Below are 23,088 nucleotides of genomic sequence, written 5' to 3'. Positions count from 1 at the left end.
CAAATTGGGCTTACCTGACGCGGGAAGGCACAGCTTTCGTTGACTTCGGTGCTAAAGACACGGCGCGGCATTAACCCCTTCTGCACGACATGACGCGTAAGTATGCGCTATCCGTGTTGGTTGAATTTCCCTCACGTCAGGCATAAACACCAGGCCGGCACCGGCGTAATCCGGCTCCTGATGCTCAGGGCATAGAAAGCTCTACCACCACGGCCGTCGATCCGCCCGCATCGTCGTCGGTTACCAGCAGAAGCTCGTAGTGGTGGGGGCTTACTTCGCGGCGAACTGCTACGCCTTCTACCTTGCCGCGGTAAGGCTGACCGTTGGGCAGTTGCAGCTGCGCCATTTGAACCGGCAGGGCTTTCGTGCTGGTATCCTGGGGGTCAATGATGCCCACAAAGCTCCCCAGCACGGCTCCGTCGGCCACAGCATCCACGGTATCCTCTACCGAAGCCGTGACGAACAACTTGTTTTTGTAAACCGAAGCGCCCGAAAAACCAGCGGGCTTGCCCTCGATGCTGGGCAGTTGGTAAAGCTGCGGCCGAAACGCGGGCACTACGTGCGAACGGTGCCGGAGCAGGTTTAGGGTACCGGCGAGGGAGCCGCGAAAAAGCAGGTTGCCAGCTGCTGTACCCACGCTGCGCTGCAACAAAAACAACTCCGTGGCGGTGGCCGCCGCCGATTCCAGGTTCAGCACCAAAGCGCCAGGCAAAGCTTTACGAAACGCGGCATACAGCACCGACAAGGACAGCGGATGTACTTCCGCTTCGGCACCATGGTGTTTGGGCAAATCAACCCAAAACCCTATTTCCCGGGCAGCCGTGGCACCCGAACCCATAATGAGCAGTCCGTTTTGGCCGGCATCGGAAGCAGCGGTGAGGCATTCCAGATCGGGCTTCAGGTTTTTGGGAATGCGCCCGGTGCCGAAATGCGCGGTTTCGAACAGCCTAATGGGCGCGTTTGGCTTTAGGGTTGCGGCGTCCAGGCAATATAGCAGCGGCGAGTCGTCGCCGATAACGTAGGCCACCTCACCCAACACCTCGATTCCAGAGGCCGAGGGTAGATCGGGCAACACGATTTGGCGCAGAATGGTAGCGGTCATGGGCCCGAAATGGCTGGTTAGGTGCCCAACTTACAACGCGGCCTGTAGCTACGCAACTACAGCTTCATTTACTTGGTAATGGTGAATTCTACCCGGCGGTTTAGCTTACGGGTTTCCTCCCGGTCGTTGCTCACGCGCGGTTTCGAGCCCCCGTAGCCAACGGTGGCAATACGCTCTTCGGCCACGCCGCGGGTTACCAAGTAGCGGCGTACCTCAGCTACGCGCTCTTCAGAAAGCTGCTGGTTTTTGTCGGCGGGTCCCACGTTGTCGGTGTGTCCTTCCAGCCGAATACGCACCGTGGGGTTATCGGTGAGCGTGCGGGCCAAGCGGTTCAGCTCGGCGTAAGAAGCCGGCAGCAGATTCGACTTCCCCTGGGCAAAAATGAGCGTGGGCAACTCCAAACGCGCCCCTACGGCCGCGGGTGTCACCAGCAAATCGAAAGTCAGCCGGTCGGTTACCGTAATAGTGTCGGTAGCGGTGAGAAAACCGCCGGCGGTAGCGGCTACCCGGTAGCGGCCCGGAACCAGGGAAAACTGGAACGACCCGCCGGAAGCTTCGGTACGACCGGTGGCGTTAAAAACAATGTCGCCGCCCAAGCGCTGGGCTTTTACTTCGGCCGCCACCGGTTTGCGGGTGCGGGCGTCCAGCACCCGGCCTTGTACAAAACCGCGGGGGGAAGCAGCAGTAATGGGCGCCGGCGTTGCAGGAGCCGCGGTGTCGGGCGGGGCTACCACATCAGTAGGTGTGCGCACGATGTCGGCCGGGCCGTTCAGGGTGCGCGACGTGGCAAAGTATGCCTGCTTGCCATCGGGGCTAAGCTGCAGGTATGCATCGAAGCCAGCACCGTTGATTTGGGGACCCAAGTTGCGCGGCTCGCTCCATTTGGCCCAGGAGTCGTCGAGGCGCTGGCTCACGAAAACATCGGCACCACCGTAACCGGCGTGTCCATAAGAGGCAAAGTAGAGAGTTTTGCCGTCGGGGGTTAGCCAGGGTGCAAACTCAAAGCCGGGCGAGTTTACCGTTGTTCCCAGGTTGCGCGGTTCGCCCCAACCACCGTTACCAGCGGGCAGGCTCACGTACAAATCGTTGCCGCCGAGCCCGTCGGCACGCTCCAGACTCAGAAGCAAGGCTTTTTGATCGGGGGTAGCGTAAAAGGTGGTGCTGGTGCCGGTGGAGTAGTAATTGGTAATAACTAAGGGCTCGGGCTTGCTCCAACCCTTGGCCGTGCGCACCGCCCGGGATACACCTTCGTCACGTGAGCCGCCGTCGCGCGGTTGGTACTGGCCGCGAATCAGCAGGGCGTCGTCACCTATAACGGCCTGTACGCCGTTGTGCTGGGGCGTGTTCAGGGCGTCGAGGCGGGTGGCGGTGCTCCAGGTCTGGCCGTTGTCGGCCGTTTGGCTCACCCAAATATCGCCCGACTCGGTCGCGCCTTCCAGGTTGCCGGCAAAACGCGTCCGTACAAAATACATCGTTTTGCCATCGGCGGTAAGCACTGGGTGCAGTTCGTTGGCGGGGGTGTTTACGGCCGCGTTCAGCGGCGCGGGCTTGCCGTAGGCCTGCGGGTTATCGACGAGGCGCAACTGCAACGGGAACACCCGCCACTGCTGCGTGGCCCGGCCCTGGTAGCGTTGGGCCACTATGGTTACGCCGTTGTTCTTGTCGGCGGCGGAGGCAGCCAGGCAAAATTCATTGCCTTTGTTTACCAGCTGCATGCTGCCGGCGGGCCCCGCCGGTACCAGCTTCCACTGCTGGTACACGCCCCCGCTGAACGGGCGCTGTACCACCGGCGCATTTTCGGTGGGTTTCTCCACCGTTAGGCACTTGCCGTTGTGGCGTACTTCAATGCGGAACCACTCGCCGCCAGCCGTTACGCGCACAAAGCGCCATTGCTGACTATGGGCCTGGGTAAATTCCCATTGCACGGCTGGGGCGCCGTTTTCGGCGGAAGCACCTAATATATCGAGTGCCCGCCCGCTACTGCGGGCCACCACTCCGTGCCACACCCCTTCCTGTATGGTGGGCAATTGCTGCGCCCACCCTGTGGCCACGGGGGCCAGCATTGCCATTACTACCAAACAGGCCCAACGCCAATCGAAACGAAACACCATGCACACGGCGCGAATAGTCTGGGGCGCAAGTTAGCCGAAAGTCCGGTGCTGGAACCCCGAAGCAAAAGCGCCGCTTCCCCAATAAGCTGGAGAGCGGCGCTTTGATGTCGGGGTAAGGCAGCCCAATGGGCGGCCCCGTAATGGATAGGTAGCTGATTCTAACTTAGGCAGGATTCGCGATGTACTTAAACCGAACGAATTTCTCGTTTTCATAAATAGCCGTAAAGTGACCATTGCCGTGCATGTCGGCGTGTCGGTCAACGTGGCTGGAGCGGGGCGCCGTGCTGCTGGTGTTGGCGGTTGGCACGGAGGGATAGGCACCGGGAATAACACCGGGCACATGGCAAATGAAGGAGAGGATCTTAGAAGCCATAGCTGTTTTCACTGAAGTGGTTGGTGGAAAAGAGGTTAGGTATGCGCAAGCGGTGTTTTTGGCCGGCCGGGCTAAAAGCAACTATGTAAACTTAATATTATTTTCTTGAACGATGCTAAGATAAAGGAATAATTTACAGATATGATATCCGTAGCGTCCCGTAATTTTTCCCTCCGTACCAGCACGGATTAAGTTATCAGAGCCAGCACCTACTGGCTTCCATTTGTGTGGTCTGGCTCTTCGCTTGAGCACTTTTCAAACCACAGCTAATCCCGAAGCCATAAAAGAAAAAAAGCCACCCACTATTTGCTGGGTGGCTCTCCAGGGTTTTAACGTTCGCTGCTACCGGATGAGCTTGTTTCGGAAGGCGTACTGGATCAGCCCGACTACTGATTTGGAGTTGGTTTTGGTAAGGATGTTCTTCCGGTGGGTTTCTACTGTTCGCTCGCTGATGAACAGGGTTTCGGCAATAAGTGAGTTGGAATACTCCTGGGCAATAAGCTGAAGGATCTGCTTTTCCCGGGTAGTCAGCTCCACGGGCCGCACCTCGCGTACGTCGGCGTTTGCAGCGGGGAAATGCAGATTTTGCAGCAGCGTCGCACCTATTTCGGGGCTGAAGTACGTTCGCCCATCTGCTACACTTCGAATGGCGTCGATCAACTCTTCCCGGCTGCTGCTCTTCAGTATATAACCTGCTCCCCCGGCTTCCAGCACTTCGGTAACAAAGCGGGGGTCGTGAAAAACCGAGAGGGCCAGAACCCGCGCTTGCGGAGCAACGGCACGTAACGACCGGATAAGCTCCGGCCCCGCAGGCCCCGGCTGGTTCAAGCCCAGCAAAACAACCTGTACGTGAGGTAATGCGTGCAGGCAACGCAAAGCGTCGGCATCGGAGCTGGCCTGCCCTACAACTTGCACCCCGGACTCATGCCGAAGCAAGGTCTTAATGCCCTCCACTACCATGGGGTGGTCGTCGATGAGCAATACCTGAATAGCTGTTTGGTTCATAGCGACAAACGGGGGCGATGCAACACACTAGCAGCGCCCCTTTCGCAGGATTGAGCCACGCAATGGCTGATAAGAGTGCCGCTAGCAACGAAAGGTAAGATACGGCATTTCAATAGGCAATCTATTGTGTTATCATTATTTAATTTTATTTAAACAAGAAACACAAGTATCTGGCAGTCTGCACTCCTTGGCTGAAATACCGAAATAGGCAGTGAAACGGAACGGGCTTCGAGGTATGGATTTACCATCCGTAACCGCTGCTTAAGGCCTGGTTTGGTCGTTATAAACGAGCCATTTGCTACCCCACGAGCTTCGTTTCCGTAGAAACAGTGCTTTTCCTGCCCGCTCCACGCTTATTCCAGTTGTTTCTTATGCGCAAAGGCACCCTCGTTGTTTGGAAATACGGCACCGGCACGGCTACCGGGAAAATTGCGGAAGTGCACAAAGAATCGGTTTCGCGCCAGCTGAAAGGAGCTACCATTACCCGTAACGGCACCCCTGAAAACCCCGCCTTCGTGATTGTGCAGGAGAACGGCGACCGGGTACTCAAGCTGAAGAGCGAGGTAAAACCTGCCGCTTAACAGGCAGTATGCAGGGCACCCACTATGGGTTTCTGGCATCCGGCAACATATACACGCCCGCAACACTCAAGGCGGCCGAACGAAAAACGCCCCGCAGGCATGGCCAGCGGGGCGTTTTCAATATGCGAAGCGGTAACGCTTACAGGTTGTGCTTATCGGGTTCGATGAAGGCTTGCTCCTCCATTTCGGCCGGAATAACCACGATGCCTTGCTGCAGCTTGCTGTTGCGCTTGCCGTAGATGAAGTACACAATGAAGCCAATCACCATCCAGCCCACGGCCAGTTTAAGGGTGTCGGCGTCGAGGCCCACAATCATGGCCGTGCACACTAGCATGCCCATCAGCGGCACGAAGGGGAACGAAGGCGACGAGAGCGGCGCCCGGAACGGACGGTGCTGGCCGGGGTCGGAGCGGCGCATGATCCACACACCGGCCGATACCAGCACAAACGCCAGCAGGGTACCAAACGAGGTTAAGTCGCCGGCCAAAGAGCCCGGTACGAAAGCGGCAAAAGCGCCCACGAATACTAGCAGTGCCAAGTTCGATTTGTAAGGCGTGCGGAATTTGGGGTGCAGTTCCGAGAAGGCCTTCGGCATCAAGCCGTCGTTAGCCATCGAGAAGAACACGCGGCTCTGGCCCATAAGCATTACCAGGATTACCGAGGAGAAACCTGCCAGAATAGCCACCGTTACGGCCGTTGCCAGCCACTCAAAGCCGGGCATGTGTGCCGAAATAGCGTACGTTACCGAGGCCTCGCCACCCAAAGCTGGGTCGGCAAATTCGCGCCAGTTGGCCACGCCCGTCAGTACGTGACCGAAGAGGATGTACAGAACCGTGCAGATGGCCAACGAACCGAGGATACCGATGGGCATGTCGCGCTTGGGGTTCTTGGCTTCCTGCGCGGCGGTGCTCACGGCATCGAAACCAATAAAGGCGAAGAACACGATACCGGCGCCGCCCAAAATACCGCCCCAGCCGTGCTTGTTCCAGCCGGTGTATTCCCGCACTACGGTACCGGCCGCATTCTTCACGGGCTCGGCGTTGTCGGGAATCAGGTACGGCGTGTGGTTAGCCGGATCGATGAACTGCCAACCCACGGCAATGAAAATCAGCACAATGGCCACTTTCACTACCACGATGATGGCGTTAAACATGGCCGATTCCTGCGTGCCCTTGATCAGCAGCAGCGACAAAGCTACGATAACCAGCAAGGCCGGTAGGTTAATAATACCCGTCTGCGTTACGCCATCTACCACCGAGCTTTCGAAGGGCGAGTGACTTAAACTATAGGGTATACTGGTACCAAAGACCTCTAAGAGCTTATTCAGGTATTCGCTCCAGGCAATGGCCACGGTGGCCGCTCCCAGGGCGTATTCCATAATCAGGGCCCAGCCGATAACCCAGGCCACAAACTCGCCCATGGTGGTGTAGGCGTAGGTGTAGGCCGAGCCGGCAATGGGAATCATGGCGGCAAACTCGGCGTAGCACAGGCCGGCAAAAGCACAACCAATAGCGGCCACAACGAAGGCCAGCGTAACACCGGGGCCAGAGGTTTGCGCGGCAGCTGCGGCCGTGCGCACGAACAAGCCTGCCCCAATAATGGCGCCGATGCCCAGGGCCATGAGGTTTAGGGCGCCCAGCGTGCGTTTAAGCGTGCCGTGGCCGGAGGAATTTGCTTCGCCCAGAAGTTGGGCAAGCGGTTTTTTGGCGAAAATGTCTGCCATGGAGGAAAAGTGAGAGAATAAAGGCGAGAATGGTGTGGTGAGGTAGTGACGCAGTACGCCGGGGCCGAATATAGGCAGAATCCGGCATGAGGCAGGTTTTTTGCCATTTGTCCGGCTTTTATCGCATTCCTACCAACCCGGTTTAAACCCGAGGGCAGTTTGTGCATCCAAGCTGGCAAATCCTCCCACAGACTCCACTATCATGAAAAAGATGCTTTTGTTGCTGACGGTAACCGCCCTCAGCTTTACCGCCGCCCAAGCCCAGGACCAACTTGCTCCCAATGCCCGCAAAGAAGCTCGTGGCGGCCAAGGCAAACACGCCGACCGCACGCCCGAGCAGCGCGCCGACATGCAAACCCAGCGCCTCACCAAGCAGCTGGGCCTCAGCGCCGACCAGCAGCCCAAAGTGCGCGCCATTTTCCTGGCCCAGGCAACCGAAATGCAAAGCCTGCGTGGCCAAATGACGCCCGGCTCCACCGACCGTCAGGCCATGGGGCAGCAAATGAAAGCCGTTATGACCCGCACCGATGAGCAGTTGAAAACTGCCCTCACGGCCGAGCAGTACACCAAGTACGCCGCCCAGCGCGACGAGCGTATGGACCGCATGGAAGACCGCAAAGCCGAGGTAAAGGCCGAAAAGAAGACGATGAAAAGCAAAACGAAGATCAAAGCCAGCTAAGTTGATGTGCTTCTTTCAAAGGGGCCGCTTCCCATTTGGAAGCGGCCCTTTTTGCTTGCTGAATCTCCGCCACACATCGTGCTTCCCTCCTTTGCCTGGAACATCACCCGGCAACTTTACGGCCCGGCCTCTCTATTTATACAGCTCCACAGGCCGAGCAAAACAACATACTATACAACAGGCACTTACTTGGTTAGTAGCTGAAAATTAACCTGTTTTCTGCCCCATAGCCTAAGTGGATTGTTATATTTGACAACGTCGGTTTTATAGCGGTACACAGGCAGCCACCCTGTCAGTTTACCCTCAAACGGCGCGGTGCTTGATGCAAGCGGCTCAGCACTGGTCGGCTTCGGCGCATTGGCCGGGCCGGCATTTGTCACCTTATAACACCCTCATGAGTCCCCTGCCTTCCTCACAACCTTACCGAATACACCAGTTTTACGACAAAGGCTTGGCCCACGCCAGCTACGCCGTGCTGAGTGACCGGCAAATGGTTGTCATCGACCCCGGCCGCGACCCGCAGCCCTACTACGATTTCGCCGACGAGCAAGACGCGCGTATCGTGGCCGTTATCGAAACCCACCCGCACGCCGACTTTGTGTCGTCGCACCTGGAAATAGCGCAGGAAACCGGGGCAACTATTTACGTGAGCAAGTTGGTACGGGCCCTTTACCCCCACCAACCCTTCGACGAAGGCAACCGCATTAGCCTCGGCAGCATCGAGCTGCACGCCATTAACACCCCCGGCCACTCGCCCGACTCCATCTGCATTCTGCTGCTGGACGAGTTTGCCAATACCCGCGCCATTTTCACCGGCGACACCCTGTTTGTGGGCGACGTAGGCCGCCCCGATTTGCGCGAAGACGAGGCCGTGGGCGGCCACAAGCGCGAGGAACTGGCCGGCCTCATGTACGACAGCACCCGCAATAAGCTCATGCCGTTGCCCGGCGCCACCAAGGTGTACCCAGCGCACGGCCCCGGCTCGTTGTGCGGCAAAACCACGTCTACCGACCTCGACAGCACCATTGCCAAGGAGCTGAAAACCAACTACGCCCTTCAGCCCATGTCGCGCGAGGAGTTCGTGCGCGTGCTGCTCGAAGACCAGCCCTTCGTGCCCAAGTACTTCGGCCGCGATGTGCAGCTGAACAAGCAAGGTGCCCCGGCCCTCGAAGACTCCATTCGGGCCATACCGCGCCTGCTGGTGGGCGGTGAGCCCGAAGCCGGCGCGCTGGTCATCGACACCCGCCCCGCCGACGAGTTCCGCCAAGGCCACCTGCCCGGTGCCATTAACCTCATGGACGGCGGCAAATTCGAAACCTGGCTGGGCTCGGTAGTAGGTCCGCAGGAACCGTTTTACCTCGTGGCCGATTCGCAGATTGCCCTCGATACCGTTATTCGCAAGGCCGCTAAAATTGGCTACGAAACCAACATCAAGGGTGCCTTGCTAACGCCCAACGCCTTGCCCGCCACCAGCCCCGCCTTCGATGTGGAGCAGGTTCGCCAGCGTCCCGAGCAGTTCACCATCGTGGACATTCGCAACCGCGCCGAGGCCAAGCAACTCTTGTTCGATAACGCCCTGCTGATTCCTTTGCCCGAGCTGCGCGAGCGGGCCCACGAAGTACCCACCGACAAGCCCGTGCTGGTGCACTGCGCTGGTGGTTACCGCTCGGCCGCTGGCAGCAGCATTCTGCAAGCGGCCTTGCCCGGCGCTACCGTGTACGACCTCAGCGAAGCCGTAATGGAATTTCAGAAGCAGGCGGTGCATTAACGACTGCGGTAGTTAAGTCTAATAAGCAAAAGCCCTCGGCCAAATATGGTCGAGGGCTTTTGCTTATAAAAGTTAGCTGGGGTACCCTTTGAAAGCCGGAAACTCAGAAGTTGGTAAAACTGTGTCAGCCAAACAAGTAAGTTAGTTTACAAAATGAGTATTGTAAGCGAATTTACTTTATACTATTCTTGGCTTCAGCCCGCAATATTGAAGAGAAAATCGGCGCGACAAGCGTTAATTTTGAAATTCGCTTTGCCACTACCTACCGCATGAGAGTCCTCCATACCGCCGACTGGCACTTGGGCCAACGCTTCATCAGCGGCCACGAGCGCACCGACGAGCACCGCCTGTTCTTGGATTGGCTGGTGCAAACCGTGCGCGAACGGCAGGTGGAGGTGCTGGTGGTAGCCGGCGACGTGTTCGACACCGGCTCGCCTTCCAGCACCGCGCTGGAGCTCTACTACTCGTTTCTGGTAAGCCTGCGCCAAACCGATTGCCGCGACGTGGTGATTGTGGGCGGCAACCACGACTCCCCTGCCACTCTAAACGCCCCCGCCCGCCTGCTGCGCCACCTGCGTGTGCACGTGGTGGGTTGCGTGCCCGAGTGCTTCGATGACCAGATTCTGCTGCTCGACGATGCCCACGGTCAGCCCGGCCTGCTGGTGTGCGCCGTGCCCTTCCTGCGCGACCGGGACGTGCGCCTCTCCGTGCCCGGCGAATCCGCCGAGGACCGCGAGCAGCGCATCCGCCAGGGCATTGCCGACCACTACGCCCGCGTGGCCGAAACCGAGCGGGTGTGGCAGCACAAAGCCGCCGGCCGCCCCGTGCTGGCCACTGGCCACCTTTACGCCGCCGGCGGCACCGCCTCCGATTCCGAACGCACCATTCACGTGGGCAACCTCGGTCAGGTAACCGCCGACCACTTCCCGGCCTGCTTCGATTACGTGGCGCTGGGCCACTTGCACCGCCCGCAGCGCGTGGGCGGGCGCGAGCATATTCGATACAGCGGCTCCCCTATTCCGCTGTCGTTTTCCGAAGTGCAGGACACCAAGCAGGTGCTGCTGCTGGATTTCCAAAACGGTGCAGTCGGCATTGAGCCCATTGAAGTGCCCACCGCGCGCCGCCTGGCCCGTTTCCACGGCTCGTTAGAGGAGGTTTCGGCAGACCTGCTGGCCTACGACAACGCAGGCTTGCCCCTGCCGGCTTGGGTCGATGTGGAAGTGCGCTCCGAACTCTCGCAGCTGGAAGTAGCCGAGCAACTGCTGAAGGTGATTGAGATGCTGGACCGTAAGCAGCTGGAGGTACTCTCGCGGCGGCACCTGCGCCTGGTCACGCTGCGCCCTCTCGGCGACGAGCCCGAGCCGCTTACCCGCAGTCTGCACGATTTCACAGAGCGCGAGGTATTTGAGCGCCGTCTGGAAAACGAGCCCGAAGATGACCGCCCGGAGCTGCTGCGCACCTTTGATGAGTTGACTGAGTTGATGCACGAAGCCTCACCCCCCGGCCCCCTCTCCAAAGGGAGAGGGGGAGCCTGACTCCCTTCCCTTTTAACTTGTGCACAAAATGGATATGGGGCTTCCAAACGACGAAAATCAGCGCGAAACAGAGAATTTTGCCTGGTCCACGGCAGATCGGGTGCAGTACAATTTGTCTAAAGCATCTGCCACCCGCATGCGCCGTGAGCCCACTTCGGCGGAAAACATGCTCTGGCAGCATCTGCGGGGCGGCCAGCTAGGTGTTCGGTTCCGACGTCAGCACGTCATCGACCGATACATTGCGGATTTCGTCGCACTCGTACCGAAATTGGTGGTTGAAGTTGACGGCGGCTACCATGTGGCAGCCGAACAAGCGGCTTACGACGAAAACCGCAGCCAAGACCTGTACGCGCTGGGCTACTCGGTCATCCGTTTTTCCAACGAGCAAGTCCTTCACACTACGGCAGAGGTTGTAACTTCCATCCGCAACCACCTTTCCCCGCTTCATTAGGCCCCGCGCCCTATTTCCGGTTACCGAATTCATTTCTAAATAACATACCTCCCGCAGTCGTCAGGCTCCCCCTCTCCCTTTGGAGAGGGGGCCGGGGGGTGAGGCCCCTATGAAAATCCTCCGCGTCCGGTTCTTTAATCTCAACTCACTGCGCGGGCAGCACGAGATTGACTTCAGCAACGCGCCGCTTTCGGACGCGGGGCTGTTTGCCATTACCGGCCCCACTGGCGCGGGCAAAACCACTATTCTCGACGCCATTACGCTGGCCCTCTACGGCCAGGTGCCCCGCCACGACGGCGAGGTAGCCCAGGTAATGAGCCAGGGCACAGGCGAGAGTTGGGCCGAGGTGGAATTTGGCGTGAACGGCAAGCTCTACCGCGCCCGGTGGGGCCAGCACCGCGCCCGCCGCAAGGCCGAAGGCGCCCTGCAGGATTCCTCCATGAGTTTGAGTGAGCTGCAGGAAGCCGGCGGCGAAGGCGTCATCATCGAAGGCTATAAGTCCAAGGTGCCGGCACGGGTGGCCGAGCTGAGCGGGCTGGAATACCGGCAGTTTCTGCGCTCGGTGCTGCTGGCTCAGGGCGAATTCACCAAGTTCCTGAAGTCGAGCCCCGGCGAGCGGGCCCAGCTGCTGGAGAAGATTACCGACACGCGCAAGTACTCTGACATTTCGCGCTTTGCCTTCGAAAAGGCGAAAGAAGAGGACAAGAAAACCGATGCGCTGCGCACCGGCTTGGCCGGAGTTACCCTGCTTTCGGAGGAAGAGCTAACCACTTTAACGGCCGAGGCAGAAACCCTGAGCCAGCAGGCCGCCACGGCCACCGCGCACCGCCAGCGGCTGAGTGAAGCCCACGCATGGCTGCGGCAGCTCGACGAATTAAGCCAGCGCCGCCAGCGTGCCATCAGCACATTGGAACAACTTACTGCCCACGCCGAGGCGTTGTCGCCGGTGCGGCAGCGGCTTACGGCGCACCAGGAGGCGCTGCCCTTCCGTACGCCCTGGGCCCTGGTGCAGCAAACCGACGAACAGCTTCAGCGCCTGCGCACAGAAACCGCCCAACTGCAGCAACGCCAGCCCACTTTGCATGGCGTTGTGGAAACCGGCCGCCAAGCGCGCAGCCAGGCCAAACAACAGCACGAAGCGGCCCAGCAAACCCAACGTGAGCAGGAGCCCAAGCTTATTGAAGCCGAAAAGCTCGACGCCCTCGTGCTGCAGGCCGAAGAGCAACTGCGCAAGGAGCGCACCGAATACGACCAGCGCCTGCTGCAGCACAAGCAGTTTCAGGCCGACCTCGACGCCGCCGCCGAGCAGGTTCGCGTCTTCAACCAGCAGGTAACGGAGCTGAGCGACTGGCTGCAACAGCACGGCCGCCTCACCGAGTTGGCCGACGCCCTCCCCGACCTCACCGGCCACCTGCAGGACTGGGACCATGTGCAAAGTGAGCTGGGCCAGCTGCTGAAAGCCGAAACCGACCTGCGCCAGCGCATAAACCAGGTTGCCGAAGCTGCCCAACGCGGCCGAACCGACGCCTCCACGGCCGAGCAACGCCTTCAGGAAGTACGCCGCCAGCACACGGCTGCTGCTGCCGAGCGCGACCAATGGCTGCACCGGCTACTGCACCACACCGCCGTGCTGCAGCGCGAAAACGCCGCCGAGGAGCAGCGCCTCGACGATTTGCGTCGCCTTACCCAGGCGCACCAGCTTATTCTTACCCACGAGGAAGCCCGGCAGCAGTTGGTGACCGGTGAGCCGTGCCCGCTGTGCGGCGCCACCGAACACCCCTACGCCGCTGGCGTGCTGGGCATTAGCACTGAATCCTTGCAGCAAGACCAGGAGCGGGCCGAAAACCTGGCCCAGCAAGTGCGCGCCCTCAACGCCCGCCTGAACCGCGTGCAAAGCCTCACCAGTCTGCTCGAACACGCCGGCGGCACGGCTGGCAGTGCCCCCGCCACCCTATCGTTGGCGTCGCTCACCGAAGCCGACGAGGAAGCCGCGCCCAAACTGGTGCGCGCCGTGGGCCAGCAGTTGCGCGAACTGCAGCAACAGCAGCACGAGCTGGAAGTGTCGTTGGTGAAGGCTCAAGGGCAACACCAGCAGGCCGCGGCGCAGCAGCTGGCCTTCGGGCAAGAGCTGGCGCAGCTCACCTTGCGGCTGAACGATGCCCAGGAACGCGCGCCCAAAATCCGCGAAATGATTGGCAGCCTGCTGAGCTCATTTGGCTTGGCCTTTACCGGCGAGAACGGCCCGGCGCTGGTGGAGCAGCTCAAGCGCATCGGGGCTGATTTCGAGCAGAAAAAGCAGGCCCGGGCGGAGGCCGAAAAGCAGTTGGGCGCGCTGAACGGTCGCATAAGCGGCTTGGAAGCGCAAAAAGCCGAAAGCCAGAAATGGTTGTCGGACCGTAAGCAAGAGCTGATCAACCAGAAAGAACGGCTGGATACGCAACGGCAGCAGCGTCAGGCACTTTTTGCCGGAACCGACGTAGCCCAAATGCGCGAACAGCTAACTGCTGCCGTGCGCCGCGCCGCCGAGGCTTACGAGCAGCAGGACAAAGCCGTGTGCGAGCAAGAAGCTGCGCTGGCTACGCTGGAAGCGCAGCTCCAAGCCAAAACCGACGAAACCACACGCCAACAGCAACAACGCGACCTAAGCCACGCTACCCTGCTGGCCAGCCTGCAAGCCGCCGGCCTACCCGCCGACGCCGCGGCCCTGGCCTCGCGCCTGCTGCCCGATACCGAGGTGCACCGCCTCGCCGAGCAGCTGCAAGCCCACGAGCGCGCCGTAGCCACTGCCCAGCACGCTTTAACGGAGCTTAGTCAGCAGCACCAAACCGAACAGGCCCGCGCCCTCACGGCCGAGCCAGCCCCCGTGGTGCAACAGCAACTCCAGACTGCCGATGAGCAATTGGCCGCCCTCAACCAGCAGTTGGGTCAGCGCCAGCAGCGCCTGCATGACCACCGCGCCGGCCAGGAGCGCCACGCCCAGCTCGCCGCCGACCTTGAGCGGCAGCAGCAGGAAGCCCGCCGCTGGCGCCGCCTGGCCGAGCTTATTGGCTCCGCCGATGGCAAGAAATTCAGTGAGTTTGCCCAGGGACTCACGCTGGCGCGCCTGGTGGAGCTAGCCAACCGACACCTGGGCCGCCTCAACGACCGGTACCGCATTCAGCGCAACCCCGAGGAGCACCTCGACCTGCTCATAGTGGACGAATACCAGGCGGGCGCGTCGCGCTCCATGAATTCACTTTCGGGCGGCGAGAGTTTCCTGGTGAGCCTGGCGCTGGCGCTGGGCCTATCTGAACTGGCCGGCCGCAAGACGCAGATTGACACGCTCTTCATCGACGAAGGCTTCGGCACGCTCGACCCGGACACATTGGACGTGGCCTTGTCGGCGCTGGAAACGCTGCAGGGTTCGGGCAAGATGATTGGCATTATCTCCCACGTAGAGGCCCTGAAGGAGCGCGTCAGCACCCAAATACACGTGCGCCGGGGCGCTGGCGGCATCAGCACGCTCCGTGTCGTTGGTTTTGGCACGGAGGTGTAAACGATAATAGCAGCACGACTTCGAGCCGTGCTGCTCAATGCCGCCAGAAGCGGTTACGCTAACGTTGCCACAGCCGCGCCAGCAGCCCGAATCTGCTCCCAGGTCCAGTCCTTAAGGGGCTCGATGTGCGCGTAGCGCTGCCGAAAAAACTGCACCACTTCCTGCTCCACGGCTTCGGGGCTGATGGTAGAAGCGTGGATCGGGCGCTGGTCGGGGTCGGCGTACCGCTGCACTTTGCTCAAGGTTTTGCCTGCCAGACGCAGCAACGGGCCGGTATCGGTAACGGCCTCGAAGGTCCAGCGGTGCGGGGCTGTTTCGGCTGCGTTTAACGAAGCCGCCAGCGCATGGAGCGGCAGGCGCGGCCGCGTGGGGCGCGACTCCAGATCAATCCAGGTCGTGTATTTGTACTCGAATTCGTAGCGCTGCCCGGCATAACAGCTTAGCACCATATCGTAGCCAGCGGTGGGGCCGAAGAGGGCATAATACGGCAATGGCTCAAGCGTGTGCACCACCAGCAAGCCGATTTCGGGGTAGCGGTGCAGCTGCGTTTGGGGGCTTTGCACCACGACAAAGGCCTGTTCCACTCGCTCGTAGGCGGGCGCCCAGGTTGCAGCCTCCGCATTGGGGTTTTCGAGAACGGCCCCGAAAGCGGGCAGAAACCAGGCAAATTTCTCGGCCGAGGCCTCGTCTTCGCGGCGGCGCAGCACCGGGGCCCCAAATGGCGGGTAGAACAGCTCCTGCTCTTTGGCGTTCAGCCAGCAGGCGAGCTTCAGGGCGGTAGTGGCCAAAGGGTGGCTCCAGTCCAGCTCGCGGAAGTCCCCGAGCGTAGCCACAAGGTGCAGCAGCTCTTCGTGTTGCCGGGCTTGCTCGGGGTTCAGCAGGCTCCACACGCCAATAAAGCCGTCGATATCGAAGTGGTTGGCGGTAACGTAACGGGCTGCGGCAGGGATGGCGCCGGTTTGGCGCAAAGCCCGCAGCACCGAGCCGGCACTGGTATCGTCGCACAGGGCAACGGGCGTGGGGGCACCGCGCCAGTGAGCCAGCGTGAGACTAGCGCCCGGCAGTAGGCTGTCCACAACCACTGTTTCGGCGGCGCGGCGGCGGGCTTGGGCAAAAGGGAGGAATGAAAGCTCAGACATGCGGCGGCAAAATAAGCGGCCCAGCCCGGCTCAGCGCTTTTTGCGGCGGTTGGAAATGCGCTCTACCCGGTTGCGCCGAATCCAGTGCAGGTATTTCTGCAACTCTTCCGCCCCGCGCAACGCTTCTACCGAGGCGTACCGGCGGGCCAGCTCTTTGTTGGTAAGCAGCAAGTGTACGGTGCTGTGGCAGGGCTGGCACAAATTGGCGGTAGGGCCGTAACGGCCGCCCTCCTGGCGAGGCACCAAATGATGTCGCGACACGGCCAATACCTGCCGCTGACACAGCTCGCACACAGACTCGGGTGGCGCGGCCGCGGCCGGCAACGTGTTTTTACGACGCGGAGACACGCTCCGTGCATACGGAAGTCATATGGCTCAGGATGTTGGCTCGGTATTGGTTAAAAGCGGCTCGGCGTAAAATTTTCCTTTGCTGCTTTCTATTGCGCTTTCCTAAATGCTATATTTGATTGAGCAGAAGTTATAGCTCAGGCCTTTACCTGTTCTTTAACTTCTTTGGCTGCTACCCGGCAACCGCTTTCACACACCAAATGGCCACAGTTGCGCGCGGCGCGCTACCCACCCCACCCTCGTTTTTCCAAACTACTCCCTCACCCTCACTGCATCCGCATGCAAAACTCTACTCACATTACATTGAAGCGCATGATTGGCGTAGCGGGCTTTCTGCTCGTGCTGTTGATGGCGCCCACCCGTTCCCAGGCCCAAACCTGGCTGGTTTCCACCGACCCGTACGTAAAGCTGGGGGTGCTCGACAAATTTGGGCAGTTGGGCTCGTACACGGCTAAGTTTATCGTCACCAACCAAACTACTGGCAAGGAATACTCGCTGGTGAAAGAGGTGGAAAAGGGCCAAAACGGCATCGACGTCATTTTTCCGTCGCTGGCCACCGAAGCTGAGTATTTTAAAACGGATTCCGGGGAAGCCGCCAAAGCTTCGCCGGGCCGCTACGTGTGGCAGTGCCAGGTTAGCGGCAAGAAGGTTGTGGGCGGCCGCTTCGAAATGACGGCCGTAACCAACGACGTTACCGTGGTTGAGAAAGGCAAGTAAACCGGCGCCACCCCGCCGCGAAGCCGTTCGGTGCCCAGGCACCGAACGGCTTTTTTTTGACCACCCACGCAGGTTGATGCGTATGAAGCATGTTCTACCCATTTTAGCCCCCGCTATGGCCAAGAAATCCTTCTCCGAACTCATCAGCAGCCCTGGCATGCCCGTGCTGGTGGACTTTTATGCCGACTGGTGTGGCCCCTGCCGAACCATGGCGCCCATTTTGCAGCAGATAGCGGCCCGTCACCAAGGCAAGCTGAAAGTGATAAAAATAGACGTTGACCGCAACCAGGCCGCGGCGCAGCAATACCACGTGCAGGGCATTCCTACGCTCATTCTGTTCCAAAAGGGGAAGCAGGTGTGGCGGCAGTCGGGCGTGGTGCCCGAGCACCAGCTTAACCAAGTGCTGGCCGGCTACCTGGAAAGCCCTGCTGCTTAAGCAAAGCACTACTTACCTGAACGCAAAAAGGCGGCTCCTGCTACTAAAGGAGCCGCCTTTTTGCGTGCGGGAGTGACTTAGCGCCCGGCGTACTTACGTAGGCTCTTGGTCGCGTCCGGGTTCAGCTTTGCCGCTTTTTCCAGGTCTTCGCGGGCCTGCTCGGGCTTGTTCAACGAAGCGTAGCAAATGCCGCGGTACTCCAGCGCATCGGCGTAATTTTCATCGAGCGAAATAGCCTTGGTAAAATCGGGCAGCGCCCCCTTGAAGTTACCCAGCTCCATTTTCGCTACGCCGCGCCCAAAAAAGGCTTCCTTGTCCTCGGGTCGGTAGCGTAAGGATTTGCCAAAGTCGCTAATGGCGGCGTTGTACTCGCGGGTTCGAATGCGGGCCAGGCCACGGTTGTAGTAGGCATCGGGGTTGGTGGGCTTCACCCGCAGGGCCAGATTAAAGTCGGCAATGGCTTCCTTGTAATCCTTGAGCTGGGCTTTGGCGCGGCCCCGGGCCACCAGGGCATCGGCGTTACGCGGCGTAGTTTTAAGCGTGGCATCGGCTGCGCGAATGTCGGCTTTGAAATCGGCTGCCGTGCGGCGCGCGGCGGGCTCTACGGCTGCCGGAGCAGTGGGCGCAGCCGGAACCGGCGCGGCAGCTTCCGAAACCACCGGAGTAGCCGCGGGAGTGGTGGCGGGCTGCGCCGGATCGGCGGCGGCAGCGGCCTGGGACTCCGTCATGCGGGCGCGGGCGGCCATGCTCGGCGACTCGTTCTCGCGCGTGGTGGAGCATTCCGCCGTTAGGAATATGGTAAATAAGCCCAGTACGGGCGACAGAAAGCGTAAAGTGGGTTTCATGATCGGGGGAGGAAAAGCCAGCAAAAGCGGCAAAGGCCAATAGCGGCCCGCGCGTGTATACGGCCCCCGCTTACTTAAGTGACGTTGGTTGGGCCGGTTCGCTGCGGTGTCTATCTTTGCTCGTCGGGCCGCTGCCGCTGGGCTTCGTCCGGACCCTCATCCGACATTTTTCTCCAAGACAATTTCCTATGGCATTGCAATACGACGTGGTCGTGATTGGCTCGGGCCCGGGCGGCTACGTAGCCGCTATTCGCGCTTCGCAGCTCGGCCTGAAAGTGGGCGTAGTAGAACGCGAGTCGCTAGGCGGCATCTGCCTCAACTGGGGCTGTATTCCCACCAAAGCCCTGCTGAAATCGGCCCAGGTATTCGATTACCTGAAGCACCCGCAGGAGTACGGCCTCTCGGCCGACAACGTGGGCTACGACTTCACGAAAGTGGTGCAGCGCAGCCGCGGCGTGGCCGATGGCATGAGCAAAGGCATCAACTTCCTGTTCAAGAAGAACAAGATCGACGCCATCATGGGCACGGCCAAGGTGCTGAAGCCCGGCGAGGTGGACGTAACCAAAGCCGACGGCTCGAAGGAGACCGTGCAGGCCAAGCATATCATTCTGGCCACCGGCGCCCGCGCCCGTGAGCTGCCCAACCTGCCCATCGACGGCAAGAAAATCATTGGCTACCGCCAAGCCATGGTGCTACCCGAGCAGCCCAAAAGCATGGTGGTGGTAGGTTCGGGCGCCATCGGCGTTGAGTTTGCCTACTTCTATGCTACCATGGGCACGAAGGTGACCATCGTGGAGTTCATGCCGCGCATTGTGCCGGTGGAGGACGAAGAAGTATCGAAGCAGCTGGAGCGTTCCTTTAAGAAAGCCGGCATCGATATTCTTACCAGCGCCGAAGTAACCAAGGTGGACACCGCGGGTGCAGGCTGCAAAGTGACCATTAAAACGGCCAAAGGCGAACAGAACCTGGACGCCGACGTGGTACTGAGCGCCGTGGGCGTGCAAACCAACCTCGAAAACCTGGGCCTGGAAGAACTGGGCATTACGGTGGAGAAGGGCCGCATTATCGTGGACGAGATGTACCGCACGAACGTGCCGGGCATTTACGCCATCGGTGATATTGTACCCGGCGCGGCGCTGGCCCACGTGGCCTCGGCCGAGGGCATTATTTGCGTGGAAAGCATTGCCGGCCACCACCCCGAGCCGCTGAACTACCAGAACATTCCCGGCTGTACCTACTGCCAGCCCGAAATTGCCTCGGTAGGCCTCACCGAAGAAGAAGCCAAGAAACAGGGCTACGACATTCTGGTGGGCAAATTCCCCTTCTCGGCCTCGGGCAAAGCCTCGGCCGGCGGCACCAAAGACGGTTTCGTGAAGGTCATCTTCGACAAGAAGTACGGCGAGTGGCTGGGCGCGCACATGATTGGCGCCAACGTAACCGAAATGATTGCCGAAGCCGTGGTGGCGCGCAAGCTCGAAACCACCGGCCACGAGATTATCAAGTCGGTACACCCCCACCCCACCATGTCGGAAGCCATTATGGAAGCGGCCGCGGCGGCTTACGGTGAGGTGATTCACCTGTAAGCTTCACGGCTTTCCACATACCAAAACAGCCCGCCGGAACGACGTTCCGGCGGGCTGTTTTGGTATGTGGAAAGCTGGCAGTAGCCGGGGTAGCGACCGAAGAACTACTCCTCTTTCCGCGAATGGTAATCGTTAAGTACCAGCGTCAGTTCCAGTGAAAACCTGAGCAGCGGGACCAGCAGCTTCCAACCGCGACTGACGTTGAAGCTGGCAAAACTGTAGTGCCTTTACCGGTTATCTTCTTCTCACCTGCAACAGGCGCTGATAGTCGCTACCAAAATTTCCACCAAGGCCGCGTCTTTGGTTGCTCCGATGCTGAATCCTCGCGCATCGAGTTGACTGCAGGTTGAGCAAACTGTGGATAAATAGCAGCAATAATTGATGGATTCTGCAAAGCCTGCTGAAAGCTGGCGTATGCAAAAGGGTCTTTTTTTGGACTGGGCTGATTGGCTTTATTACCTGTAGCTGCCCGAACAATTCCTCCGAATACCCGGTCACGCACTAGCCATGCATCATCTGGAGAAAGGCTAAACGTGGAAACTAGCTTGACCTCATTTTCATCGTCACTCGTTCCGCTAAGTGCTTGTTGAATAACGAAGCCCACAATTTCTTCAATGCGTTGTCCGGGTTGTAGCGGAACGGACATGTCATCCGTATATGCCCATTCTTCTGGCATTTCACTCATCCTTTTCTATTATTGAAATGCTCTAAGGTACACTACTGCTTTGGGCATTGCTCTAGTTTCCTCTGCGAACCAAACAGCGGCGGGGGTCAAACTACTTCCCCTTCAACGGCTGGCAGTTCCTCCTCCCGCGAACCGTAGCGTTAAATGCCTGCGTTGGTGCGAGTCTGGGTACGGTAGATGAAGTTAATGATAAGCAGGTCGTTGCACAGTATTGGTGCCGTCTTCTGCGGCGCGCAAGGGCAATAGCTGCCACCAAACGGCTGGCAGATTCGTTAAGCCTTAAGCAGCCACCGGTTTACCAGCCTGCTTTTGCGGGCCCCAAACAGCTTCGGTGCGCGGCTCACCCCCTACTAAACCGCAACGCAGCATGGAAACCGCGCAGGTAAACGACCCCACCCAGGCCCGCTACGACATTGCCCAGATTATGGGCGGCCTGTACGGCGAGGGCATCATCGGCCTGAAGGGCGCCTTCAGCCGCGAGTGGGCCCGGCAGCTGGGCGAGGACATTGCCCGGCTTTATGAAGAGGCTCTGCAGCGCCCCGGCGGCGCCCTCGGCCGCGGCCCCAAGCGGCATTACGTGGAAATTCACCCCGAGAGTATCCGCGGTTTTGTGGAGCTGGCCACGCATCCGTGGGTTACCACCGTGTGTGAGGCCGTGCTGGGTCCCGATTACAAAATCGTGGAAATTGGTTTCGATGTGCCTAACCCCGGCGCCATGAACCAGCCCTGGCACCGCGACTTTCCCGCTCCCGACGATACCATTATCGGGCGGCGACTGAACTCCCTGGCTTTCAACCTGACTACCGTGGACGTGACCGACGACATGGGGCCCTTCGAAATAGCGCCCGGCACGCAGTGGGATTTGCCCGTTGATTTCGAGCACGGCATGTTTCCGCCCAAAAGCAACAGTCCGCGCTACGAGCAGCGGGCCCAGCGCAAACTGCCGCAGATGGGCGACATCTCGGCCCGCTCGGCCCTCACCATTCACCGCGGCACCGCCAACCGCTCCTCTACATCCCGCCCCGCCTTGGTGCTGGGTGTGGACGCGCCCACCGCTACCAACGCCGAGCGCCACGACCTGCAATTCACCCCTGCCTACTACGCCGCGCTGCCCGAAAGCCTGAAACAGCACCTCACCTGCCGCGTAGTCGACCGGTTAGAGCCCATTATGCAAGCCCATACCATTGAAGGCCTGATGATGGGCGAGGCCTAAGCCGGCTTTAACCCAGAAGTTAAAACTAGTTCCCCTCTTCAGTTGAGGAGGGGTTAGGGGTGGTTGACAATCGTTGCACATCTCTAGCCTTCTCTAGCTATACCACCCCGGCCTACGGCCACCCCTCCTTGGCTACGCCGACCTTCGGTTGAAAATAAGGAGGGGAGCTTAGGTTCTAACATGTTAGTTTATGCCCTGTATGCCCGACGACCATATCTACCAGGAAGCGCAGCTAGCGCCCATGACGGTGGCCGAAATCAACGAGCGGACCCGTGCCGCGCGGGCGCTGCCGCCCAGCGGCGACCAAACCCACGTACTGGTGCCCGACGGCGAAGACCCTTGGGTTATTGCGCACGAAGGCCAACTTTACTACTGCACCGTGGACCGGCCGAAGCGCAAGATTCTGGTGGCGCGGTTTTCCCACCTCACCGACATGGCCACGGCCGAGCTGGTGGAAGTGTGGCCGGGAAACCAGCCCGATACACCCGAGTACGTGGAAATATGGGCGCCCGAGCTGCAGTGGATTGAGGGCCGCTGGTACGTGTACTTCGCGCTCTACAACGCCCGAAACGGCGAGGAACGCCTTTACACCCTGCAAAGCACTTCAGCCGACGCGCAGGGCGCGTACGAGTTCAAGGGCAAACTCACCATTCCTACCGACCGGTGGGCCATCGACGGCTCGGTGCTGCCTATGGATAACGGCGAGCTGTATTTCATTTGGTCGGGCTGGGAAGGGTTCAGCAACGTGAGCCAGAACCTGTACATCGCCCGCATGCGTAACCCCTGGACCATTGCCTCCGACCGTGTATGTATTTCGCGGCCCGAGTACGCCTGGGAAAAGCACGGCTACCCGTACGTAAACGAAGGCCCGCAGGCGCTGGTGCGAAACGGCCGCGTCTTCATTATCTATTCGGCCAGCGGCAGCTGGACCGACGATTACTGCCTGGGCCAGCTCACTTACCTCGGCGGGGATGTACTCGACCCTGCCTCCTGGCGCAAGGAGCCGCAGCCCGTTTTCTCAAAAACCGACACCATTTTCGGGCCCGGCCACGCTTCCTTTGTGCAGGTTATGGGGCAAGACTACATCGTGTACCACGCAGCCCGGCGCAGCCAAGCCGGCTGGGCCCGGCAAATTCGGGCGAAGCCGTTTACCTGGAATGAAGACGGGTCGCCCAACTTTGGCGCGCCGATGTAGAACACAGCGCTAGTGTTCCTTTTTAAACGCTAAGATCGGTTTGATCAACCCATGCTTACGCAGC

At 59.8% G+C, this 23,088-nt stretch carries 20 protein-coding genes; 11 read left to right on the top strand and 9 right to left on the bottom strand.

What is annotated here, in order from left to right:
- Positions 1–184 precede the first annotated feature (184 nt).
- From ABD903_RS02890 to ABD903_RS02875, 4 genes are all read right to left on the bottom strand, one after another.
- On the bottom strand, positions 185–1,102 hold the full coding sequence (locus ABD903_RS02890; RefSeq protein ID WP_345221211.1) for a DUF6929 family protein: 918 nt from the start codon (positions 1,100–1,102) through the stop codon (positions 185–187).
- Positions 1,103–1,170: 68 nt separating this feature from the next.
- Positions 1,171–3,213, bottom strand: a complete 2,043-nt coding sequence (locus tag ABD903_RS02885) for an OmpA family protein (RefSeq protein ID WP_345221209.1) — start codon at positions 3,211–3,213, stop codon at positions 1,171–1,173.
- A gap of 163 nt (positions 3,214–3,376) precedes the next feature.
- Positions 3,377–3,586: a hypothetical protein gene (locus ABD903_RS02880; RefSeq protein WP_345221207.1), complete on the bottom strand. Its 210-nt coding sequence runs from the start codon at positions 3,584–3,586 to the stop codon at positions 3,377–3,379.
- A gap of 342 nt (positions 3,587–3,928) precedes the next feature.
- Positions 3,929–4,591 (bottom strand): response regulator, encoded by a 663-nt coding sequence (locus tag ABD903_RS02875; RefSeq protein ID WP_345221205.1) that lies wholly within the window; start codon positions 4,589–4,591, stop codon positions 3,929–3,931.
- Between the two features lie 371 nt (positions 4,592–4,962).
- Here ABD903_RS02875 and ABD903_RS02870 point away from each other — a divergent pair, with 371 nt between their 5' ends.
- The gene (locus tag ABD903_RS02870; RefSeq protein WP_345221203.1) at positions 4,963–5,172 is read left to right on the top strand and encodes a hypervirulence associated TUDOR domain-containing protein; all 210 of its coding nucleotides are present in this window, start codon (positions 4,963–4,965) and stop codon (positions 5,170–5,172) included.
- A 139-nt stretch (positions 5,173–5,311) separates the two neighbouring features.
- Here ABD903_RS02870 and ABD903_RS02865 read toward each other — a convergent pair whose 3' ends face one another.
- On the bottom strand, positions 5,312–6,895 hold the full coding sequence (locus ABD903_RS02865; RefSeq protein ID WP_345221202.1) for an amino acid permease: 1,584 nt from the start codon (positions 6,893–6,895) through the stop codon (positions 5,312–5,314).
- A 202-nt stretch (positions 6,896–7,097) separates the two neighbouring features.
- On the opposite strand from ABD903_RS02865, the gene ABD903_RS02860 reads away from it, so the two are divergent.
- From ABD903_RS02860 to ABD903_RS02840, 5 genes are all read left to right on the top strand, one after another.
- Positions 7,098–7,574: a hypothetical protein gene (locus tag ABD903_RS02860; RefSeq protein ID WP_345221200.1), complete on the top strand. Its 477-nt coding sequence runs from the start codon at positions 7,098–7,100 to the stop codon at positions 7,572–7,574.
- Positions 7,575–7,968: 394 nt separating this feature from the next.
- A complete protein-coding gene (locus tag ABD903_RS02855; protein ID WP_345221199.1) occupies positions 7,969–9,342 on the top strand; it encodes an MBL fold metallo-hydrolase in 1,374 nt (457 codons plus the stop codon).
- 269 nt (positions 9,343–9,611) lie between these two features.
- On the top strand, positions 9,612–10,877 hold the full coding sequence (locus ABD903_RS02850; RefSeq protein ID WP_345221197.1) for an exonuclease SbcCD subunit D C-terminal domain-containing protein: 1,266 nt from the start codon (positions 9,612–9,614) through the stop codon (positions 10,875–10,877).
- 28 nt (positions 10,878–10,905) lie between these two features.
- A complete protein-coding gene (locus tag ABD903_RS02845) occupies positions 10,906–11,328 on the top strand; it encodes an endonuclease domain-containing protein (RefSeq protein WP_345221224.1) in 423 nt (140 codons plus the stop codon).
- 109 nt (positions 11,329–11,437) lie between these two features.
- A complete protein-coding gene (locus ABD903_RS02840; protein ID WP_345221195.1) occupies positions 11,438–14,863 on the top strand; it encodes an AAA family ATPase in 3,426 nt (1,141 codons plus the stop codon).
- A 53-nt stretch (positions 14,864–14,916) separates the two neighbouring features.
- On the opposite strand, the gene ABD903_RS02835 is transcribed toward ABD903_RS02840, so the two are convergent.
- Positions 14,917–16,002: a DUF6687 family protein gene (locus ABD903_RS02835; protein WP_345221193.1), complete on the bottom strand. Its 1,086-nt coding sequence runs from the start codon at positions 16,000–16,002 to the stop codon at positions 14,917–14,919.
- 30 nt (positions 16,003–16,032) lie between these two features.
- Positions 16,033–16,350: an HNH endonuclease gene (locus tag ABD903_RS02830; protein WP_345221192.1), complete on the bottom strand. Its 318-nt coding sequence runs from the start codon at positions 16,348–16,350 to the stop codon at positions 16,033–16,035.
- A gap of 279 nt (positions 16,351–16,629) precedes the next feature.
- On the opposite strand from ABD903_RS02830, the gene ABD903_RS02825 reads away from it, so the two are divergent.
- Together ABD903_RS02825 and trxA are read left to right on the top strand one after the other, a co-directional pair.
- Positions 16,630–17,067: a hypothetical protein gene (locus ABD903_RS02825; protein WP_345221190.1), complete on the top strand. Its 438-nt coding sequence runs from the start codon at positions 16,630–16,632 to the stop codon at positions 17,065–17,067.
- 115 nt (positions 17,068–17,182) lie between these two features.
- Positions 17,183–17,503, top strand: a complete 321-nt coding sequence (trxA, locus tag ABD903_RS02820) for a thioredoxin (RefSeq protein WP_345221188.1) — start codon at positions 17,183–17,185, stop codon at positions 17,501–17,503.
- A 77-nt stretch (positions 17,504–17,580) separates the two neighbouring features.
- Here the strand turns inward: trxA and ABD903_RS02815 are convergent, their stop codons facing one another.
- Entirely contained in the window at positions 17,581–18,348 is a 768-nt protein-coding gene (locus tag ABD903_RS02815) for a tetratricopeptide repeat protein (protein ID WP_345221186.1), read from the bottom strand.
- A 188-nt stretch (positions 18,349–18,536) separates the two neighbouring features.
- Between ABD903_RS02815 and lpdA the strand changes: the two genes are divergently transcribed.
- On the top strand, positions 18,537–19,931 hold the full coding sequence (lpdA, locus tag ABD903_RS02810) for a dihydrolipoyl dehydrogenase (RefSeq protein ID WP_345221184.1): 1,395 nt from the start codon (positions 18,537–18,539) through the stop codon (positions 19,929–19,931).
- 271 nt (positions 19,932–20,202) lie between these two features.
- Here the strand turns inward: lpdA and ABD903_RS02805 are convergent, their stop codons facing one another.
- A complete protein-coding gene (locus ABD903_RS02805; protein WP_345221183.1) occupies positions 20,203–20,577 on the bottom strand; it encodes a hypothetical protein in 375 nt (124 codons plus the stop codon).
- Positions 20,578–20,983: 406 nt separating this feature from the next.
- Between ABD903_RS02805 and ABD903_RS02800 the strand changes: the two genes are divergently transcribed.
- Both ABD903_RS02800 and ABD903_RS02795 read left to right on the top strand, forming a co-directional pair.
- Positions 20,984–21,829 (top strand): phytanoyl-CoA dioxygenase family protein, encoded by an 846-nt coding sequence (locus tag ABD903_RS02800; protein ID WP_345221181.1) that lies wholly within the window; start codon positions 20,984–20,986, stop codon positions 21,827–21,829.
- A 199-nt stretch (positions 21,830–22,028) separates the two neighbouring features.
- The gene (locus ABD903_RS02795; protein ID WP_345221179.1) at positions 22,029–23,024 is read left to right on the top strand and encodes a glycoside hydrolase family 43 protein; all 996 of its coding nucleotides are present in this window, start codon (positions 22,029–22,031) and stop codon (positions 23,022–23,024) included.
- The last annotated feature ends 64 nt before the right edge of the window (positions 23,025–23,088 follow it).

The sequence above is a fragment of the Hymenobacter koreensis genome (assembly GCF_039541855.1).
Classification (GTDB): domain Bacteria; phylum Bacteroidota; class Bacteroidia; order Cytophagales; family Hymenobacteraceae; genus Solirubrum; species Solirubrum koreensis.
This window is presented reverse-complemented; position numbering and strand designations above follow the sequence as displayed.

Excerpts from the sequence above, each read along its gene's own strand:
- ABD903_RS02845 (WP_345221224.1), top strand. The coding sequence starts at position 10,906 with ATGGATATGGGGCTTCCAAACGACGAAAATCAGCGCGAAACAGAGAAT.
- ABD903_RS02880 (WP_345221207.1), bottom strand. The coding sequence starts at position 3,586 with ATGGCTTCTAAGATCCTCTCCTTCATTTGCCATGTGCCCGGTGTTATT.
- ABD903_RS02875 (WP_345221205.1), bottom strand. The coding sequence starts at position 4,591 with ATGAACCAAACAGCTATTCAGGTATTGCTCATCGACGACCACCCCATG.
- ABD903_RS02800 (WP_345221181.1), top strand. The coding sequence starts at position 20,984 with ATGGAAACCGCGCAGGTAAACGACCCCACCCAGGCCCGCTACGACATT.
- ABD903_RS02860 (WP_345221200.1), top strand. The coding sequence starts at position 7,098 with ATGAAAAAGATGCTTTTGTTGCTGACGGTAACCGCCCTCAGCTTTACC.
- ABD903_RS02835 (WP_345221193.1), bottom strand. The coding sequence starts at position 16,002 with ATGTCTGAGCTTTCATTCCTCCCTTTTGCCCAAGCCCGCCGCCGCGCC.
- ABD903_RS02850 (WP_345221197.1), top strand. The coding sequence starts at position 9,612 with ATGAGAGTCCTCCATACCGCCGACTGGCACTTGGGCCAACGCTTCATC.
- ABD903_RS02865 (WP_345221202.1), bottom strand. The coding sequence starts at position 6,895 with ATGGCAGACATTTTCGCCAAAAAACCGCTTGCCCAACTTCTGGGCGAA.
- ABD903_RS02890 (WP_345221211.1), bottom strand. The coding sequence starts at position 1,102 with ATGACCGCTACCATTCTGCGCCAAATCGTGTTGCCCGATCTACCCTCG.
- ABD903_RS02840 (WP_345221195.1), top strand. The coding sequence starts at position 11,438 with ATGAAAATCCTCCGCGTCCGGTTCTTTAATCTCAACTCACTGCGCGGG.
- ABD903_RS02855 (WP_345221199.1), top strand. The coding sequence starts at position 7,969 with ATGAGTCCCCTGCCTTCCTCACAACCTTACCGAATACACCAGTTTTAC.
- ABD903_RS02805 (WP_345221183.1), bottom strand. The coding sequence starts at position 20,577 with ATGTCCGTTCCGCTACAACCCGGACAACGCATTGAAGAAATTGTGGGC.
- ABD903_RS02870 (WP_345221203.1), top strand. The coding sequence starts at position 4,963 with ATGCGCAAAGGCACCCTCGTTGTTTGGAAATACGGCACCGGCACGGCT.
- ABD903_RS02885 (WP_345221209.1), bottom strand. The coding sequence starts at position 3,213 with ATGGTGTTTCGTTTCGATTGGCGTTGGGCCTGTTTGGTAGTAATGGCA.
- lpdA (WP_345221184.1), top strand. The coding sequence starts at position 18,537 with ATGGCATTGCAATACGACGTGGTCGTGATTGGCTCGGGCCCGGGCGGC.
- ABD903_RS02825 (WP_345221190.1), top strand. The coding sequence starts at position 16,630 with ATGCAAAACTCTACTCACATTACATTGAAGCGCATGATTGGCGTAGCG.
- trxA (WP_345221188.1), top strand. The coding sequence starts at position 17,183 with ATGGCCAAGAAATCCTTCTCCGAACTCATCAGCAGCCCTGGCATGCCC.
- ABD903_RS02815 (WP_345221186.1), bottom strand. The coding sequence starts at position 18,348 with ATGAAACCCACTTTACGCTTTCTGTCGCCCGTACTGGGCTTATTTACC.
- ABD903_RS02795 (WP_345221179.1), top strand. The coding sequence starts at position 22,029 with ATGCCCGACGACCATATCTACCAGGAAGCGCAGCTAGCGCCCATGACG.